We start from the raw sequence: 2,775 nt of genomic DNA on the forward strand, positions 1-2,775 counted from the left end.
AAACCAAATCTCATCCTACGCCTTTAGCTGGCGAGTTTCGCGCACTTCAGGAAGCCGATAATACGATTCAGGCAGGCGGTGTTGCATTTGGATTGATCAATTCTCAAGGTTTGCTGGGTAATAATTCTTTTCTAATGTCCCGATTTCATCGTGTTTTCCCCAATCATTGGGTGACGATCTTGGGCAATATCTCGATCGAACCACCGACGAAGATAACTAAAAACAAGCAAAGTCGCGTCCAGTTTGATATCTATTCCTGGGGTCGGAAAATCCACGTTAATACCGACACCGCAATGATTAAAGATTTTTTCTGGGGTGTTGCTGTGGGTAAATCAATGAGCGAGGTTATTTAGATCGATCGATTTTTTCCTGTTTTAATAGATACACGATCGATTGACAATAAGGCTGATACTTCCCATCGTTATCGATGTGACTGTAATAATGAATTAACTTGTCAATCTCATCATCAGCAAGTGGTAGCTGTAAATCTGGATCGCCGTAAATACTATCGATCGCACCTGCTCTCACAGCTTGCAGTTTAGGAATATTCAGTCGCAGTTTCTCGATCGTTTTCTCCGCTCGTTCAGCTTTTTCCGGTACTCGACTGGGTAAAATTTCACCAATAGCTGTATATTCAAAGAATTCTTCGCAATCTGCTATCAGTGGCGAGACTAATAATTCGGCATCGAACCAATCACCTTTACCCATTCCGCAATGTCTGGGTTCCTTTGGCTGAATTTTTTGCTGGCAGGAAGAGATCAGATTAAAATAATCTAATTCTAAATGCGGATACTCTGTCTGCGGCTGAAAATGCTCGATATGACTGTCAGATGTCACAATCCTTTCGCCACAATAACAGCAAATATGTCCTTGCTCAGCAATTAGGTGATGATGAAACTGTTGTTTATCTTTACCACGCAATAGCTCGTAGCTGGGTTGCCAATCATCATTAGCCTGTGCTTTAAAATTCGCCAAAACTTCTGGCTCATTAGTTTTACTAATATACTTCACCGACCGATAATCTCCCGCCGTTTAATTGTTGCTTCTGCTTTAACAAGTTCTGGTTCGGATATGCCAATTTTATCGCCCAATTCCCGAACGATTTCTTTGGCACCTTCTAGATCGTTATTATTAATCGTTCTAAATAGTTCTGACATTCGATCTTGAATTTCTTGCGGACGTTTCGAGACACCCAAGATATCTTCTAAAATGCGGTTACTATCCAATCCATAGGAACTGTCTGGACGTTTGACAACAACGTTATCACCATCATAGTCGAGGATGTGAATACATTCAGGATCGACATGACTCAGAACTTGGGGTGAGTGGGTAGTAACGATAAATTGACAGTTGGGGAATGTTTGAGTCAATCGTGGAATTATCATCCTTTGCCATGCTGGATGTAAGTGTAACTCTATCTCATCAATTAATATCAATGCAGAAGCTTCTAAAGGGTTTTCCAAGTCTTCATTATACTCAGCTAGTTTTCTTGACAGGTGCCCAACCATTGCAAGCAGACTTTTTTCACCGTCAGATAGTAAATCTACAGCTATCTCTCGATCTGACTTTTTAATGGTCAGTTTGTCAATATCTCGCTTAAATTTCAAGCTATCATAACCTTCCCCTAATAGTGAATATATTGAACGTCGTATGACCTCAAGTATAGGATGTCTATATTGAGTATTATTACCTGTTAACCTGCGTTCATTTTCTAAATCCTCCGTTTCTTTGAACCATTTAGAAAAAATTTCAAAATTAATTATGTATTCTAATTCATTTGTCCAAATCTCCCTCGAATTAATCACTCTTCTATCAGCAAGAAAATAAAAGTAAGAATATCCTACTCTTGACGCTGTAACTTTTCTAATTTCTTCAGATAATCTTTGGTATTTTGCTAGCCGACTGCTCTGGAATGAGTAAGTTGTAGATTCATCTATTTCCCACTTTATATCTTGCATACCAAAATTCACTTGAATTTGATTTGCAGTATGTTGATTACCAACGCGAATACTTGAAGATGGTATAAGTACTAAGGGTGGTTTGTATATTTCAAAATTTCCGAAATCTAAATAACAAATCTTGTCATAATGTTTGATTAGGAGATTTGTGCAGTCAAGAATACTAGATTTGCCGACGCCATTAACACCTGCCAAGACCACAATATTGTGTTCTGTATTGAAAACTAGATGCAGATCTTTGATTCCTCGAAAATTATGTAGTTTTAATTCTTTGACGCGCATGATTCGATAGGATAAATGGGCTGGAGGCGATCGCAAACATATCTCGATCGAAGTATATCAAGTAGATCTTGGTGGTTTCGGTTAATTGTATTTTATAGAACTCATTTGAAATTTTGCTAGTGGGGAGGGCGGGTTCGTTCGATATCGAACAGTAAAATTGATATTAGCTAGCATAAACCCGCCCCTACAGATTCACCCACGCATATATTTATAATCTTATCCATCAACCGTAGGGGCGGGTTTATGCTAGAAATTCACGTCTAACACCAATATCTGTCAACAAACCCGCCCACCTCGCCAATATCTATTCGTTGAAGTAGCTTACCGGAGGTAATCGATCGAGCATTCCAGCTACCATCTGAAAAGATATCAAATGGTTTCTATATCCTATTTTAAAACAAGAAATAACGCTGCGCCATCGGCAACACCATCGCAGGTTCGCAGGTAAGTAATTCACCATCTGCTCTCACCTCATAAGTTTCGGGATTTACTTCGATCCGAGGTAGCGCATCATTTAACTTCATATCCCGCTTGC

Annotated in this window: 2 protein-coding genes and 1 pseudogene; 1 reads left to right on the forward strand and 2 read right to left on the reverse strand. The window is 39.3% G+C overall.

What is annotated here, in order from left to right:
* A pseudogene (locus RMO27_RS12680) lies at nucleotides 1-353 on the forward strand (hypothetical protein); the annotation flags it as partial.
* Here RMO27_RS12680 and RMO27_RS12685 read toward each other — a convergent pair.
* Both RMO27_RS12685 and RMO27_RS12690 read right to left on the reverse strand, forming a co-directional pair.
* Nucleotides 346-1,011 (reverse strand): retron system putative HNH endonuclease, encoded by a 666-nt coding sequence (locus RMO27_RS12685; RefSeq protein ID WP_309732988.1) that lies wholly within the window; start codon nucleotides 1,009-1,011, stop codon nucleotides 346-348. The pseudogene RMO27_RS12680 and the gene RMO27_RS12685 sit on opposite strands and share 8 nt — an antisense overlap.
* Nucleotides 1,008-2,240 carry an AAA family ATPase gene (locus RMO27_RS12690; protein WP_309732989.1) on the reverse strand — a complete coding sequence of 411 codons (1,233 nt, stop codon included), beginning with the start codon at nucleotides 2,238-2,240 and terminating at the stop codon, nucleotides 1,008-1,010. The genes RMO27_RS12685 and RMO27_RS12690 overlap by 4 nt, the downstream gene beginning before the upstream one ends.
* Nucleotides 2,241-2,775 lie beyond the last annotated feature (535 nt).

Origin of the sequence: Chamaesiphon sp. OTE_75_metabat_556, from assembly GCF_031378165.1 — a bacterium.
Taxonomy (GTDB): domain Bacteria; phylum Cyanobacteriota; class Cyanobacteriia; order Cyanobacteriales; family Chamaesiphonaceae; genus Chamaesiphon.